At 50.0% G+C, this 13542-nt stretch carries 16 protein-coding genes and 1 pseudogene; 4 read left to right on the top strand and 13 right to left on the bottom strand.

Features of this window, described 5'->3' with window-relative positions:
- Positions 1-34: 34 nt before the first annotated feature.
- The 6 genes and pseudogenes from BCM02_RS18645 to BCM02_RS18620 form a co-directional block, all read right to left on the bottom strand.
- Positions 35-169: pseudogene (locus BCM02_RS18645) on the bottom strand (NAD(P)-binding protein); the annotation flags it as partial.
- Between the two features lie 80 nt (positions 170-249).
- Positions 250-1638, bottom strand: coding sequence for an aminotransferase-like domain-containing protein (locus tag BCM02_RS18640; protein WP_148930640.1), 1389 nt, complete (start codon positions 1636-1638; stop codon positions 250-252).
- A gap of 46 nt (positions 1639-1684) precedes the next feature.
- The gene (locus BCM02_RS18635; protein WP_148930639.1) at positions 1685-2527 is read right to left on the bottom strand and encodes an MBL fold metallo-hydrolase; all 843 of its coding nucleotides are present in this window, start codon (positions 2525-2527) and stop codon (positions 1685-1687) included.
- Positions 2524-3294 carry an SDR family NAD(P)-dependent oxidoreductase gene (locus tag BCM02_RS18630; protein WP_187434293.1) on the bottom strand — a complete coding sequence of 257 codons (771 nt, stop codon included), beginning with the start codon at positions 3292-3294 and terminating at the stop codon, positions 2524-2526. The genes BCM02_RS18635 and BCM02_RS18630 overlap by 4 nt, the downstream gene beginning before the upstream one ends.
- 92 nt (positions 3295-3386) lie before the next feature.
- On the bottom strand, positions 3387-4535 hold the full coding sequence (gene dgoD / locus BCM02_RS18625; protein ID WP_148930637.1) for a galactonate dehydratase: 1149 nt from the start codon (positions 4533-4535) through the stop codon (positions 3387-3389).
- A 198-nt stretch (positions 4536-4733) separates the two neighbouring features.
- The gene (locus tag BCM02_RS18620) at positions 4734-5507 is read right to left on the bottom strand and encodes an NAD(P)H-dependent oxidoreductase (protein ID WP_148930636.1); all 774 of its coding nucleotides are present in this window, start codon (positions 5505-5507) and stop codon (positions 4734-4736) included.
- A 139-nt stretch (positions 5508-5646) separates the two neighbouring features.
- Here BCM02_RS18620 and BCM02_RS18615 point away from each other — a divergent pair, with 139 nt between their 5' ends.
- Both BCM02_RS18615 and lspA read left to right on the top strand, forming a co-directional pair.
- On the top strand, positions 5647-6054 hold the full coding sequence (locus BCM02_RS18615; RefSeq protein WP_148930635.1) for a winged helix-turn-helix transcriptional regulator: 408 nt from the start codon (positions 5647-5649) through the stop codon (positions 6052-6054).
- 161 nt (positions 6055-6215) lie between these two features.
- Positions 6216-6758: a signal peptidase II gene (gene lspA, locus BCM02_RS18610; protein WP_246183448.1), complete on the top strand. Its 543-nt coding sequence runs from the start codon at positions 6216-6218 to the stop codon at positions 6756-6758.
- Positions 6759-7260: 502 nt separating this feature from the next.
- Here lspA and BCM02_RS18605 read toward each other — a convergent pair.
- From BCM02_RS18605 to BCM02_RS18595, 3 genes are all read right to left on the bottom strand, one after another.
- The gene (locus BCM02_RS18605) at positions 7261-7464 is read right to left on the bottom strand and encodes a hypothetical protein (protein WP_148930633.1); all 204 of its coding nucleotides are present in this window, start codon (positions 7462-7464) and stop codon (positions 7261-7263) included.
- A 31-nt stretch (positions 7465-7495) separates the two neighbouring features.
- Positions 7496-8059, bottom strand: a complete 564-nt coding sequence (locus BCM02_RS18600) for a TetR/AcrR family transcriptional regulator (RefSeq protein WP_246183447.1) — start codon at positions 8057-8059, stop codon at positions 7496-7498.
- 218 nt (positions 8060-8277) lie between these two features.
- Entirely contained in the window at positions 8278-9141 is an 864-nt protein-coding gene (locus BCM02_RS18595; RefSeq protein WP_148930631.1) for an NAD(P)-dependent oxidoreductase, read from the bottom strand.
- 153 nt (positions 9142-9294) lie between these two features.
- Here BCM02_RS18595 and BCM02_RS18590 point away from each other — a divergent pair, with 153 nt between their 5' ends.
- Entirely contained in the window at positions 9295-10161 is an 867-nt protein-coding gene (locus tag BCM02_RS18590) for a LysR family transcriptional regulator (RefSeq protein WP_342791320.1), read from the top strand.
- A 391-nt stretch (positions 10162-10552) separates the two neighbouring features.
- Complete coding sequence (locus tag BCM02_RS36635) at positions 10553-10768, top strand: zinc-binding dehydrogenase (protein ID WP_148930629.1); 216 nt, start codon at positions 10553-10555, stop codon at positions 10766-10768.
- A 175-nt stretch (positions 10769-10943) separates the two neighbouring features.
- On the opposite strand, the gene BCM02_RS18580 is transcribed toward BCM02_RS36635, so the two are convergent.
- From BCM02_RS18580 to BCM02_RS18565, 4 genes are all read right to left on the bottom strand, one after another.
- Positions 10944-11138 (bottom strand): YgaP family membrane protein, encoded by a 195-nt coding sequence (locus tag BCM02_RS18580; RefSeq protein ID WP_148930628.1) that lies wholly within the window; start codon positions 11136-11138, stop codon positions 10944-10946.
- Between the two features lie 247 nt (positions 11139-11385).
- Complete coding sequence (locus BCM02_RS18575; protein WP_148930627.1) at positions 11386-11682, bottom strand: hypothetical protein; 297 nt, start codon at positions 11680-11682, stop codon at positions 11386-11388.
- A 131-nt stretch (positions 11683-11813) separates the two neighbouring features.
- The gene (locus tag BCM02_RS18570; RefSeq protein ID WP_148930626.1) at positions 11814-12542 is read right to left on the bottom strand and encodes a hypothetical protein; all 729 of its coding nucleotides are present in this window, start codon (positions 12540-12542) and stop codon (positions 11814-11816) included.
- Positions 12543-12757: 215 nt separating this feature from the next.
- On the bottom strand, positions 12758-13201 hold the full coding sequence (locus BCM02_RS18565) for a hypothetical protein (protein WP_148930625.1): 444 nt from the start codon (positions 13199-13201) through the stop codon (positions 12758-12760).
- Between the last annotated feature and the right edge of the window lie 341 nt (positions 13202-13542).

Below are 13542 nucleotides of genomic sequence, written 5' to 3'. Positions count from 1 at the left end.
GCCGGCTCGTTCCAGCGGAAAGGTGGCCGAGCGCCGATGCGCTCAAGACTCTGCCGCCGATCCGATCTCTAGCCTCGAGCACCCTGCACGGGATGCCCTGCGAGGTTAGCAAAGAAGCGGCGCGCAGGCCGCTTAGACCCGCGCCGACAATAACGACAGGATCGTTCATCATAGTTCCTCCCTCAAGATTTGCCCCATCATAACACGCACAAAAAAACCATACAATATTATAATTGTATGGCAAACAATTTAAGCGAGCTCGCTGAGCAAGCTTTGCAGTATCTTCAATCCTTCTTCCAGTTCCTCCGCGGTTGCCGGCGCGCAGACCGCAAGCCTGACCGCCCGCTCCGGAGAGTGATTCCCGACTACGAAACGGTCGGCCGCATACACTTGTACCCCTCGCCGCGCGGCTAGCGCTTCGAATTCGGCGCCGGTGACCCCGCCCGGTAATCGCAGCCAGCGGAAGATGCCCGTATCCTCGCCCATGCACGCATAGTCTCCCAAATACCGGTTGACGGCTTGGTTACGGCGAATGTTTTGTTGCCGATGTCCCTCGATCAAGACGTCCAATTGATTCGAGACGATCATACGGGCGGCCAGTTCGGCAAGCAGCGGCGATACGGAAACGTTTAAATTGTACAGCGCCTTTGATAAGCGCTCCTTGAATTGGCTCGGTACGGCCGTATACGCGAGACGCAGCCCCGGCGCGATCGATTTGGATAAACTCGCGATGTAGATCGTCTGTTCCGGCGCGAAGGATGCGATAGCAGGAGGCGGTTCCTCATCAAGAAGACTATACGACGCGTCCTCGATTATGAATTGATTATAGGATTGGGCGATTGCCGCAATCCGTCGTCGATTCGCTGCCGACATCCGGCCGGCCGTCGGATTATGATAATCGGGAATCAAGTATAGGCCTTTGATATTTTCGTTCCTGCACGCATACTCCAGAGCGGCCGGACTCATTTCGTCGTTCTCCGATTTGATCGGGATGATCTGCACGCTGAGCATGGCCGCAGCCGTCTTGAGGCCGGGATACGTATGCGGATCGGCGCCAATGCGGTCTCCGGGCTTACATAGACTCGCAAGGGTGGCCGCGATCGCATTTTGACTGCCGCTCGCGAATAGAATCCGATCCACGGTCGTCTCCAGCCCGCCTCTTCGGATTAGCTTGACCGCCGCATCCTTCTGCCACAGGCTCTCGCCTGGCCGGGCATACCCGAACCACTTGTCGTAATCCGCCTCTTGCAGCATGCTTCTCAGCTGGAGCATCAGCGGCTCATAGGACACCCGATCCGGCAGCGTGGCGCCCATCTCGATCAAATGCGCCGGCTTCGCGTCTTCCAGCAAATACGAATTCGACAACGCATCGTACGCGACGAACGTCCCGCTGCCGACCGCCGCGCTTAATAAGCCTTTCAGCTCGCACATCTTGAACGCTTTGGAAATGGTGCTTAAATTCAAGTCCAGAAAATCGGCCAGTTCGCGCTGCGATGGAAGTTTCGTGCCGGGCACTAAAACGCCGCTGAAAATATCCTGCTGCAGCTGCCGGGCTAGCGCACGGTAAATCGGCTTCTTGGTTTTATCGATGGATGGCTTCCAACTCATCGGGTAATCGTCAAAAGAGTTAATCGGCATTGATCGGCATCCTTTTTGTCACATGGCTCGTTTATGATAAATTCTACTAACGCAGCGCCGCGGCCGAAACATACGCGTACCGCTCGAACCGGGCCATGACATGGCTCTTCCGCGTCGGATACCGGTCGTACAGATAGTCGACGAAATAACCGGGGTGCTCCGAATTACCCGCGAACATATCGTAATGCAGCGGAACGACGGTATCGAAGCCGGCCGCGACCGCGAGCTCCGCCGCTTCCCGGTAATTCATGTTGCCCACGATATTCTTCGCATTGCGGAACGGGTCCCGCCCGTTGATGGGCAGCATGCCCAGATCGATCGATTCGGCTTGCAGCGCTTCGATCAACCCGGGGTAGACGGTCGTGTCGCCGGCGTGGTACAGCGTAACGCCATTCAGTTCGATCACGTAACTTACGAAACGATGGTCCAGCTCTTGATCGTATTCCAGCTCTTCATGCGCGGCGGGCAGCGGCTTGATCCGGAACCCCGGGCCCTCCCACCATGCATTCGTTCGAGCCCCGATCAGCTTGTCCGGTTGGACGCCGAGCCGAAGCATCGTTTCCCGGCAATATCCCGGAGCCATATATACCGTATCGCCATGCGTCTTCGCCAGAGCGGCAATCGTATCCGAATCCAGATGATCCGAATGTTCATGCGTAATGAGTACATATTGCGCATTCGTCATTTGCTCCGGCGTAATCGGCGGCTCGAAGGCCCGATGCGGCGACGGGCTCAAATACGGGTCGACGTAGAGGACCACGTCTCCTCCTTTCACGACGATGCTGCATTGGCCCAGAAACCAAATCGCCAGCATGCCATAAGGAACGCGCGTCTCGTCGATCTCCCGGATCAGCGCTTCCCCGATCCGCGTATGCGGTGTGTTCGTCATAAACCTATCCCTCCGTTGATGTGCAGCTCGGTGCCGGTCACTTGACTGGATTCATCCGACAATAAATAGACGGCGCCATACGCGATATCTTCCGGCGTTTGCATGCGGCCGGAAGGAATATGAGACGCTGCCTTCCGCTGTAATTGTTCCGGGCTCACGCCCTTGCTCTGATGGAGTTCGATTTCGCCTTCCGAGGCTACCCAACCGACCGTAATCCAGTTCGAGCGAATGCGATCCTCGCCGTAATGGGCCGCAATGTGACGGTTTAACGTCAGCATGGCCCCTTTCGAGCAGGAATAGGCCGCCAAATCCTTCGGGCCTTTGTAGCCGTTCGTCGAACCGATATGGACGATGGAGCCTCCGCCGGATTGCCGCATGGACGCGATGGCATGTTTGGCACAGAAGAAGGCGCCTTTCATATTAACGGCGAAGATCGAGTCGAACAGCTCCTCCGACGTATCCAGCATGGAGCCTCGAGGGAAAACGCCCGCGTTGTTGACCAGCCCGTCGACGCGGCCGTACCGGTTCACCGTTTCCTCCATCAGCCGCTTGCACGCCGCTTCCCGGCCGATATCCCCCTGGACGAACGAAGCCTCCGCATGATGGGATGCTTCGATCTCCCGTACAACGCGCGCGCCGTCTTGTTCATTCCTTCCTCCAAGCACAATCGTAGCACCCTCTTGGGCGCACAGCAATGCGATTCCCTTGCCGATGCCCTTCGTTCCGCCCGTGACGACAATGACCTTGCCTTGAAGCCGGCTTCCCAACGTTCCCGCCACCTTTCCTCTAAGCGCTCGCCAATTCGTCGCTCTACCGACAAATACCCGCTATCGCGGCTGACGAACATCCGTTGTCATCATCACCACTCCGCCACCGTACCGTCCTGATGTCTCCATAATGGATTGCGCCAGCGATGACCGGTTTGGGCCATCTTGCGGACCACGTCTTCATCCACCGAGATCCCAAGGCCGGGTCCGCTCGGAATGCGAACATGACCGTCTTGGTAATCGAATACCGCCGGGTCGGTCAAATAATCGAGCAAGTCGTTGTTCTCGTTATAATGAATACCCAAGCTCTGCTCTTGAATAATGGCATTATAGGCGGTCGCGTCGACCTGCAGACATGCGGCGAGCGCGATCGGTCCAAGCGGGCAGTGCGGAGCAACGGCCACGTCGTAGGCTTCCGCCATCGCGAATATTTTCTTGCACTCCGTAATGCCGCCGGCATGGGACAGATCAGGCTGGATAATATCCACGTAACCGCTCTGCAGCAGCGCCTTGAAATCCCATCTGGAAAACATCCGCTCGCCGGTCGCGATCGGCGTGCTCGTATGCGTCGCGATATCCCGAAGCGCCTCGTTATGCTCCGGCAGCACCGGTTCTTCAATAAACATCAGCCGGTAAGGTTCAAGCGCTTTCGCGAGCGCCTTCGCCATCGGCTTATGGACGCGGCCGTGGAAATCCACGCCGATGCCGAAATGCGGCCCCGCCGATTCCCGAATCGCGGCGACGCGTTCCGCTACCCGATCGATCTTCTCGTAGGAATCGATGAACTGCAGCTCCTCCGTCGCATTCATCTTCACGGCTGTAAATCCGGCCTGCTTCTTCTCGAGCGCGGCCCGGCCCACATCGTCGGGTCTGTCTCCGCCGATCCAGGAATAGACGCGGATCGTATCGCGGCAAGCCCCGCCCAGCAATTCATGAATCGGGGCATTGTAATATTTGCCCTTGATATCCCACAGCGCCTGGTCGATGCCGGCGATCGCGCTCATGAGTATAGCGCCGCCCCGGTAGAAACCGCCGCGGTACATGACCTGCCAGTGGTCCTCGATCCGCAGCGGATTTTTGCCGATCAACGCGTCCATGAGCTCGTCCACGGCGGCCTGAACGGTATGCGCTTTGCCCTCCACGATCGGTTCACCCCAACCGACGATCCCCTCGTCCGTCTCGATCTTCAGAAACAGCCAGCGCGGCGGCACGATAAACGTCTCATAGCTTTTGATTTTCATCGTCTAATCATCACCTTCACCTAGGATACTCCATGTATTATAGTCCCTCCCCTACGATTTGTTTGTCGCATTCTAAAGCAGACAGGCGCTTATTTTGTCGGAATGATAGCCTTCATGTAGTTGGAGTTCTCCTGTTGCTTCAATGAAACAGGGAGCAGCGCCGCGGCGATCTGCTCCCTGAAGCACCGTACGTCTGCGCTATTGCGCAATGTGAGCCAACAATCCGGTCTGTCCGACAGCGACATGGTCTGCGAGTATGTGACGGTCTGGGTAGTCCCCCTCATTTTGACGCCGGAAGGGGATTGGCTCTTCTTCGAAGAGACGCACGAGACGTGAACGCCAAGCTTCCTTCGCTGCGTCTACGCTAGCTGCCGTGATGCGACCGGTTCCGTAGACCGCATGGGTAGGGAGCACATCCATGCCGGAGAAGAAGAGCGTGCCGTGGGTGATCGGGAACAGCAGTTGCTCAAGCGGCCCGTTGATGCCTCGCGGTGAATAATCGATCTCCGGTCCTCCGACGGTCACGGACAGCATGACCCTCTTTCCTTTCAAGCCGCCATCGCCGTAACGATAACGATTACCTTCATCTTGGTAGCCATAGGCCAACCCATAAGCGAACACCCGGTCAACCCAGCCCTTGAGGATGGCTGGCATGCTAAACCACCAAAGCGGAAATTGCAATATCACGGCGTCGGCGGCAAGCAGTTTCTGCTGCTCGGCTGTAACGTCTGCCGTCTGTTGGCCTGTCGAATAGGCGTGCCCCGACTCTGCCATAAAGGACAGTCGATCGGAATTGGCTCTGGCCGGGAAGTCGCGTTCATCGAACACGGCCTTCCAGTTCATGCCGTACAGATCCGACGACGCGACTTCGTGCCCTTGCTCCTGAAGCGTCCGCACAGACACCTCAACGAGCTGGCGGGTCAACGACGTTGGTTCGGGATGCGCATAAACAATCATCACATTCTTCTTCATGATCTCACGCTCCATTTATTTTGGTGTCCTGCATTTACTGCGTGGCTCATGAGTTATCGTATAATGTATAATATTTTTATGGAAGTACGCACATTAATTGTATATAGTATCAAAAATTATACCATTGGGAGTGAACAACATGAGAAATCGAAAAATGGGAGTCGATTACTCTTCCGCCTCTGAAGGAGATCCAACGGAGACAGCATTAGAAATAATCGGGAATGAAGGATGTCCGGTCGAGACAACATTGAATGTCATTGGCGGGAAATGGAAAGGGATTATCCTTTTTCATCTTATCGACGGCAAGAAGAGGTTTAACGAATTTCGAAAACTACATCCTTGCATCACCCAACGCATGCTTACTTTACAGTTAAGGGAGTTGGAACGAGATGGAGTCATTCATCGCGAGGTTTATAAGGAGGTCCCTCCAAGAGTAGAGTATTCTCTGACTGAGTTCGGCCAAACGTTGGAACCCATCATTTTACTTATGAAGGACTGGGGGCAGAGGCATAAAAACAGTGTTAGTTCAATCGTAACGCCTCATTGACGCATGTCTGATTCATTGTCTTTCGTTTCTCCGAGGGCGGGGCTCGGTTTCTGGCCGGAAGGCTTCCGGTTGGCTTGCCCGCTGGGTGTATGGTACAATAATATGGAATATTTTTGCAGATCAAGGCCATTGTCCATGTTGAATGAATGGGGGGGAACGTAGTGAAAAACTATTACTACTGGGTTGCGCTTGTCGTTCTTGTGTTGGACCAGATTACGAAGAGAATCGTCTCTGGCGGCATGGAGGTAGGCGATCAGATATCCGTGATCGGCGAGTTCTTCAAAATTCATCTGTACAAGAACAACGGAGCGGCATTCAGCATACTGCCCAACCAAAGGTTGTTCTTCATTGTTATGACAATCGCCGTCGTGATCGGCATCATCTGGTACATTCGGAAGAACCGGAGCTCGGGCCGAGCACTGCTTATGGTCTCGCTGGGGTTGATCCTCGGCGGCGCGATCGGAAACTTGGTCGACCGGGCGCTATACGGGGAAGTTGTCGACTTCTTCAAGCTGACATTCGGCAGCTATATCTTCCCGATCTTCAACATTGCCGACATCGGAATCACGATCGGCGTCGTACTCATCCTGCTCGATACGATGTTAGACGCGAAAAATCAAAGAGCCAAGGCTCCAGGGAACGGAGACATACAAAGACGGCAGCCGATCGAGAGGTCATCTGCCGTCGTGTCTGGATTCAGGTAACGTTCTCTGTTAGTTGAATGATTACACTCTATTTTGGGAGAATACATACCCGAGTAAGCTTAATCCTGACAAAGTCAGCCAAAACAGACCTATATTATACAGGTCATGAGTATCAACTTCCCAAAACAACATGTATGTGATTCCATTCAGTTCGGAATCTCTAATTAAAGAAACATAAGACAAATTTATTAGGGAAAAGAAGAGTAAGCAACAAAATAAAAACTTGAGCCTGTACTCTTCTTTCTTAACAATACCGACCAAAATTGCGCTAATCAGAATGATATTAAGGATAATTCCCGTAGTACCTCCTCCTTTAAATGACTAACACTTACACAAAGTATTTTCTCGTCTATGATACTACATATTAGAATTTCCGTGTCCGTTGCTTCAACAAAGACAGCCGATCAGACTGATCGGCTGTCGCTGTGATATATTGAGCTATTCTCTCCCGATAGTCGAGTCCCCTTGCGTACGTGCGTTCACGTTTCATCATCGGATACCCTCAAACCTTCTTTTTACTTTTCGAAACGCCCAGAATGAAAATGCCGATGATAATAAACAAGATATTGGCATAAAGCTCCATGTTATCCGGCAGATTTTTGTACAGAAGAAATGAACCACCCGACCCGTGAACAAAACCAACGATGATTCCACGAACGCCTAAGCCAAAAAAAATGACGCCGAGGATTAATAAAAGTGTTTTCATTCGATCGCTCCTTTTTATACAAGTTGAACACTCAAACCGGAGATTTGCGGGTTGCCGCTTCAAACAATTGGATCAGTTCGTCGGCGTACTCCTTCATATTAAAATCAGGGTTTAGGACTAACTGCTGACTCGCGAGATCAATGGCACTTCGAATCGTCATGGCCATCACTTGAGCACTTGCCGGCATAATAGGCCGGAAGCTTCCGTCCTCTTGGCCCCATTGCAGGATCTCGATCAGCGGCGCATATATCGCGTTATCTGTCGGCTTGTGATAAATCAGCTTTCCCTCTTCATCTCGTAGATTCATTACGATGTCGGCGACGGCTGCCACATGCTGTTTGTGAGCAAGAATATATTCTAAATTCGTCTCAATATAGCTCCGCAGCATGGTAGAGGCAGTAGACTCCGTTGCAATCTTGGACATAAACGACGCGCCCTTCACGTACAAATCCTCTACAATATGCTGCATGAGTTCATCCTTGCTGGGAAAATGATACGTAATTACCCCCTTGCTAACCCCAGCGCGTTTAGCAATTTGCCCAATCGATGCCTGTGCATACCCAATATCGCATATGGTTCCAATTGCGACTTCCATGATTTGCGCTCTTCGCGCTTTTTCAATAAACGACTTTTCGTTATTATTAGTACTCATGGATAAATTTTAGCACGATCGTACTAATTTTTCAATGACAAATCAGTAACCCTTGTCTTATAAGTTTCGAAAAGGCGCAAAGCCGGTTATGCGGGAGCATCGAGCCTTCCGCATAACCGGCTATTTCGTCTTGCATTCGAAGCACGGGGCGTTTTGTGGCCTTATCGCAGTACTTTCATAATTGCGGCGAGTTCCTCGTTCTCATAACCCGCCGCTTTCGCTTTCGTATAGAGTCCCATTGCAAAAGTCGGAAACTCGGAATTAATCCCGGCTTCGCGAGCATGTTTCAACCATAATTCAGCGGTTCCCATACACGTTTTGACCGTGCTTTGAGCGTGGTCATAGCTCCCTGTTTGAATGACCGTACCCTCGTATTTAATCATCTGACCGAATACCGGAGAAATATCGGCGATCAAGGAGCCGAACGCCTCTACAGGGTGACCCTCTGCTTCCATAATGCGAGCACCATGAAAGAAACCAAACATCGCACCGAACATCGCGGAGAGCGCAGCCAGATCCCACGCAGACGCTGCCCCCACGGATTCGCCCATATACATCAGGTTTCCGGCAAGTATCGTAAGAATGGGCTCGCTCCGGCGGAATGCCGCCTCTACCCCCGAGATGAAGATGGGCGTGTCCGGCATCCCTATTTGAGCTGGCGTCGCCATGATGGCGCCATCCAAATACTCCGCCCCTTGCTCACGCGCCCATGTCTCGCTGTTTCTGGCATCTTGCGGAGTTCCTGTGCTAAGCTGCACCAGAACCCGGCCTGCCAGGGCTGCAGCCGCCTCAGCGGTTCCAAGCAGGGAATGTGATATTTCGTAGTTGGCGACGCATACGATGACAATCGGGCTTGCGCTTACTGCGTCAGCAATTTGGGGGGCAAAGGCCGCTCCCTCCGCTACGAGCGGGTTGACTTTCTCGCTAGTCCGGTTCCAGACCGTAATGCGTAACCCTTTCTGAAGCAGCGTCCTAGCCAGCGCTGCCCCCATCGGACCTAAACCGATCACCGACACATCACTCATCGTATCCCTCCTCTTTCTAAGTACAGCGAATTTCTATCCCCCGTTGGATTCGAATGTCCATCGGATAGGTTCATTGTAATTCGGGTTTGGCTATACGTATAATGATTGATAATTATGGATGTATCATTTATTTTGATATCATCTTGGAATGGGGTGACCAGTTTGGAATTAACCGATTTAAAAGTGTTTGTGGCGATCATCGAGGAAGGGAACATATCAAATGCAGCCAAGCGGCTCGATTATGTACAGTCGAATGTGACGGCACGAATACGCAAATTGGAAGACGAGCTTGGGACATCGTTATTTCACAGACATCCGAAGGGCGTTACGTTGACCGAAAAAGGAGCCCTTTTCAGCGAATATGCGCATACCATTTTGAACTTATCCGCCGAAGCCGTTAAGATGGTGCAGGAAACCCCCTACCCAAGCGGTCCGCTGGCGATCGGGGTTGTGGATACGGTGACTTGTCTTAACTTCATGAACACATTGGCGGAGTATCAACAGCGATACCCTGATGTTTCGCTCTCGATATGGACCGGCAACTCGCCGGAGCTCCTCGCAAAGGTATTAAATCATCAACTGGATGGCGCATTCGTCTTTGGCGACGTGCAATCCCCTCATTTGATCGCCGATCAGATCCAACGCGAAGAAATCAAATTAATCACGCGGCAACATCACGATGAATATCCGGATTTAGCGAACACAAAATGGGCCGTTTCACCCAATCAGTGCCCGTTCAGACAAATTTTAGAGGAATGGTTGCGTAGCGAGGGGATATCGCTCGTGAATACGATTGAGATTAGCTCATTGGAAACCATCGTAAGCAGCGTGCGATCCGGGCTTGCGGCCACTTTGCTGCCTGCGTCCGTCTTGACCGGAGAGTACGCTGACTTTGGCATTTATTCGATCCCCCAAAAGTTCAGATATTCCCAAACAAGTCTTGTCCGCCGCAAAGACAGGTATGCCAGCAAAGCGTTCACGGCATTTGCCAAGTTGATTCGTGAGTCGCTGGCTGAATGAACAACACTTGATTTGGATCACCGGAAGTGCTAGTCCCGCAAGTCGGACTGTCCAGACCGAAATATGCAATTGCGGGAACCGAATTTGCCGGAGAGGTCGAAGCAGGAGGCAAAGAAGTAAAGCATTTTATAGCAGAGGATCGCAGCGCCAAAAACTTCGGCGCGCATGCGGAATTAGCCAGATACTATGGCGCGAATTAACCGGCGTTTGCTCGGCTGCCAACGAAGCTCTCGTAAGAAAAGCAGGGGCCGATTATGCTATAGATTATTACCGAGAGGATTTTACGAAGGCGGATAAAGCGTAGGATGTTATTTTTGATGCGGTCGGCAAAAGCTCCTTTGTACATGCAAACGCGTACTTATGAACAAAGGGATCTATCTGTCTTGTACACATGTTGTGGACTTCCTTGTTTAAAAGCAAACGGGCTATTTTCGCAACAACCGGCCTTTTGCAAAACAAAGCGAATTTGGCGTTTCTCTTGGAACTCGTAAAAAAGGGAGCGATTAACGCCGTGATCGATCGTCGATATCTTCTGGAACGCCTGCCGGACGCTCACATGTATGTTGAGACCGCACGTAAAAGAGGTAACGTGATTATTAAAATTTAAGATAACCTATTCGTTCAATGAAAAAGTGAGCAGCGCCGCGGTGGTCTGCTCACTTTATATTGCTGAACTATCGTTCCCCTATGGTTCAATGACCAAGCTTCTCTGTGATACGGTTCACCGCGCTGACTGTAACGGCAAGTCTTATGGCCACCCTTTATGGGGTGCCCATAAGTTCTTAGAGTGAGAGCTTACACGAATTACGGCCCAACAATTTATTCATGAAGCAGAACCGTGTAACCCCCGTCCATAAAGGAAATATTCCAACAAGTCCAATAAATCGAACAGATCCTGATAAGAAAACCAATAGCGAGAGTATTCCTAGCCCCAAAATGATCCGAAACCCACGCTCAAAACCGCCAACATTCTTCATACCACGGTTACTCCCTTCCCTATCAATGATTGGCCTGATCACAATATACATGTTAATGGCGTCTCGGTCTGTGACATAATCACAAACACATCTCCGAACCCGCACGGTATATTACACAGCCATATAGAGGGAGCGCGTGATAAAGGATGGTATGGTTACATCGTTGTATTGAGCATAACTCGTTACTTCAATGAAAACGGCTGCCGCATTGTTCATCAAGCTATCGTTCTCCGATAGCGTAATGGTGCTATCGAAGTTTCTCAAGAAGTTGTTTTATTTCACTAATTTCTTCTGATAGCTGACTTGCCAAAATCTTATTTCTCTGGTCATTCCGGTCCTTAAAATTCATCCCTCCAAAAAACTCAATATGAACCATCACTATACGATTTTTTATTGCTGACTCTTCATCTGTACATTTTCTATCATAGAACTTGTTTATCCAGTCTAATTCTGATTGGGGGAATCCGATATGTTCTATGCTCATCTCAAATATTTGCAGTAGTTCTAGTGCTTGATCCTTAAATGACTTTCTTGTCCGTGCCATATACAACCCCTCAAAAGTTCATATTCTACAAGTAACCATTCGACCAGTCATCGAATTATCCTGCCCGTTACTTCAATGACAATATGGCTGGTTGCCTCTGATGGATATATCGTTGGTTCAAGCTTAGCCACTTAATGATTCATTAAATTCAAATACAATTCAAACCGGGAGGTAAGCCATCCTTTTCTAGGATTATTGACGAAAGATAATATACTTCTTTCGGGACGTAATAGTTGAGCGATTGACGTTCCCCCTATATCACGGACAATTGGTACTCCGTCCTTTGTCACTTCCCAAGCTCCCCCTAAGAGGTTTTTAACAATCTCACCAAGAATGAATGTGGAATAAAGCAAGGTATCATTGTCTGATTGTTTTATGAGCAGCTCTTCTAAAATTTGAATCGTATCAGACCGATTAAGGTCTATATTATTTTGCTGTATATAGTTCATTGTCTTGACTTGTACTTTTGGAGAGAGCAGCTGATCTAAATTTTTGATTTCTTTTATTCTATCTGCGGCCTCCACATTATTCTCAAACCATGCAATAGCATGTGTTTCCGTTACTTCAATAACATGATCTAGGATTCGTTTGACGTCCTGTTCGTTTTCAAATATATACCACTGATCTACGGTTTCCCCAATTAAGGAACGGCCACAAGTGCTTTTTCCAGCTGTGTAATAATTAACTCTAATAGCATTTTTGGTCCAATCACTCTGTTCAAACTCAATGTATTGCGGTTTGAATCCGTTCAATTCTCTCAAAAACATGCAGGTAGGTTTGCCTGGAATCTTTTCATGATGAAATCCTAGACTTGCAAAAGCACCACTCACGTGGCTATTTATCATCTTTATTACACTCATTAAAGCACCCCCGACGTCAGCTCGCATATTCAATGACCAACCCTTAGTAGGGCACTCTTATTCTAACATATATTGGAACTAAACTGCCCGTTAGCGCAACGAAAAAGCAGCCGGTCTTCGTGGCCGGCTGTTGCTGATTGTATTGAGCTAACGTTACCCGTTTAGGTTAATGGATAAGGCTCCGTTTGTTTCCTCACTCATCGCATCAACCCGAATTACTCTCTTTCCGATGAATCCTTCAACGGATATGGCAAAATGATCGGTTGATAAGAGATGATTTCTTCAACTATTTCCTCTGATGAAAGCCCATCATGACTTCGATCCAATTTTGAAAACCATTCAGGATCAGCTACGCTCCGATTGATATCAAAATACCATCGGAAGAAATCAGGGTCATTGTATTCACAGGAAATCATTCTGCCAACCAACTCTGTGATTTCCTTCTTAGTTAGCTTGGGCGGCAGGACATCAGGAACGTAGTTATAAATCATATCCATAATGACATGCGTAGACGTATCTTTATCAGCTTCAAAAATGAACTTAATCGCCTCTGGATAATACAAACTACTTTTTATTCTTTCGATAATATCAGGATTTTCTTCTCCTTCACGGATCGCATTGATCAACTCAGCTAATTCATCAGCATCCAGTTCTATCACTGCTTCTCCCCCTTTGTCCATATCCTATATGTATACCATTTTTTTGAGCATGAAAAGAATACACGAAGATCCCTCTTATTCGTATCCTTCCATTCATTGCGTGATACTACTCTATTGAATGCTGCCCGTTACCTAGTGAAGTTGCCGGTGGTGCCAGCAGCTTCGTCCTGGTTGCTTATCCAACTATCGTTCCCAGATAGCTCAACCATGACAGCCCTCAATCCTTATCCTTATCTTTGTTGTTGGCCGGCGTTGGCAGAAGCTTCCGGACTCCGCCACTTGAACAAAAGTCTTCAGTTGCTCAATCATTCAGGAAGGCTCCTCCTTTTGCGTAAACCATA

It is taken from the genome of Paenibacillus methanolicus (assembly GCF_008124765.1).
In the GTDB taxonomy this organism is placed as follows: domain Bacteria; phylum Bacillota; class Bacilli; order Paenibacillales; family Paenibacillaceae; genus Paenibacillus_Z; species Paenibacillus_Z methanolicus.
The sequence above is the reverse complement of the archived record's forward strand: the minus strand, read 5'-3'. Positions and strand labels throughout refer to the sequence as shown.

What these genes read in the sequence shown, in the direction of transcription:
- BCM02_RS18640 (WP_148930640.1), bottom strand. Translation starts at nt 1,638, where the DNA reads ATGCCGATTAACTCTTTTGACGATTACCCGATGAGTTGGAAGCCATCC.
- BCM02_RS18635 (WP_148930639.1), bottom strand. Translation starts at nt 2,527, where the DNA reads ATGACGAACACACCGCATACGCGGATCGGGGAAGCGCTGATCCGGGAG.
- dgoD (WP_148930637.1), bottom strand. Translation starts at nt 4,535, where the DNA reads ATGAAAATCAAAAGCTATGAGACGTTTATCGTGCCGCCGCGCTGGCTG.
- BCM02_RS18620 (WP_148930636.1), bottom strand. Translation starts at nt 5,507, where the DNA reads ATGAAGAAGAATGTGATGATTGTTTATGCGCATCCCGAACCAACGTCG.
- BCM02_RS18615 (WP_148930635.1), top strand. Translation starts at nt 5,647, where the DNA reads ATGAGAAATCGAAAAATGGGAGTCGATTACTCTTCCGCCTCTGAAGGA.
- BCM02_RS18605 (WP_148930633.1), bottom strand. Translation starts at nt 7,464, where the DNA reads ATGAAAACACTTTTATTAATCCTCGGCGTCATTTTTTTTGGCTTAGGC.
- BCM02_RS18600 (WP_246183447.1), bottom strand. Translation starts at nt 8,059, where the DNA reads ATGGAAGTCGCAATTGGAACCATATGCGATATTGGGTATGCACAGGCA.
- BCM02_RS18595 (WP_148930631.1), bottom strand. Translation starts at nt 9,141, where the DNA reads ATGAGTGATGTGTCGGTGATCGGTTTAGGTCCGATGGGGGCAGCGCTG.
- BCM02_RS36635 (WP_148930629.1), top strand. Translation starts at nt 10,553, where the DNA reads ATGTTGTGGACTTCCTTGTTTAAAAGCAAACGGGCTATTTTCGCAACA.
- BCM02_RS18580 (WP_148930628.1), bottom strand. Translation starts at nt 11,138, where the DNA reads ATGAAGAATGTTGGCGGTTTTGAGCGTGGGTTTCGGATCATTTTGGGG.
- BCM02_RS18575 (WP_148930627.1), bottom strand. Translation starts at nt 11,682, where the DNA reads ATGGCACGGACAAGAAAGTCATTTAAGGATCAAGCACTAGAACTACTG.
- BCM02_RS18570 (WP_148930626.1), bottom strand. Translation starts at nt 12,542, where the DNA reads ATGAGTGTAATAAAGATGATAAATAGCCACGTGAGTGGTGCTTTTGCA.